This is a genomic window from Asticcacaulis biprosthecium C19 (assembly GCF_000204015.1).
Taxonomy (GTDB): Bacteria; Pseudomonadota; Alphaproteobacteria; order Caulobacterales; family Caulobacteraceae; genus Asticcacaulis; species Asticcacaulis biprosthecius.
Genome location: NZ_GL883081.1, coordinates 225,898 through 226,398 on the forward strand (window position 1 = coordinate 225,898; position 501 = coordinate 226,398).

Genomic DNA, 501 nt, shown 5'->3' on the forward strand with positions numbered 1-501 from the left:
CAAGATGAGTCAAGGTCATCGTGGATTGGTATAAAACGGCTTGCCGACGCTGTCGCAGACCTCTTTGCCGCCCGCCTCGATATTGGCGCGCATCTCGACCATGCCGTCTGTCAAAGCCAGTATATTCGCTGGGCTTTGACCGTCACCAAAGTTGGCCGGATCGTCATTTTTCAGGGCTTCCAGCGGTTCCACCGCTTTGAAAAACTCTCCAGTATGACGCTTGGTCATTTGCAACGAGACGCAAGCCACACCGGGGTCACCCACCTTAAGCGCCGCTTCGGCTTCATCGGCCAGGGCTTTGCCGACTATGCAAAGTAAGGGATCAGAGAGCCTGTCGCATCACGTCGCGATCCTGTGCCTGAACGTAAGCGGGAAAGAATCCCGCCGCCAGCAACGTGGCGAGGGTGAATAGCGAACGTGCACGTCCGGCGGAAAACATGTTGTATTACCTGTTCATCGTCGGATCGGGTGAGGTGTATATTGTGTGTGTTTTTGATATAA

General features: G+C 54.3%; 1 protein-coding gene. It reads left to right on the forward strand.

The window, feature by feature from the left end; all coding sequences use genetic code 11:
* A partial coding sequence (locus ABI_RS25815; protein WP_169313770.1) for a hypothetical protein occupies positions 1 to 318 on the forward strand: 318 nt, incomplete at its 5' end.
* Positions 319 to 501: the final 183 nt, after the last annotated feature.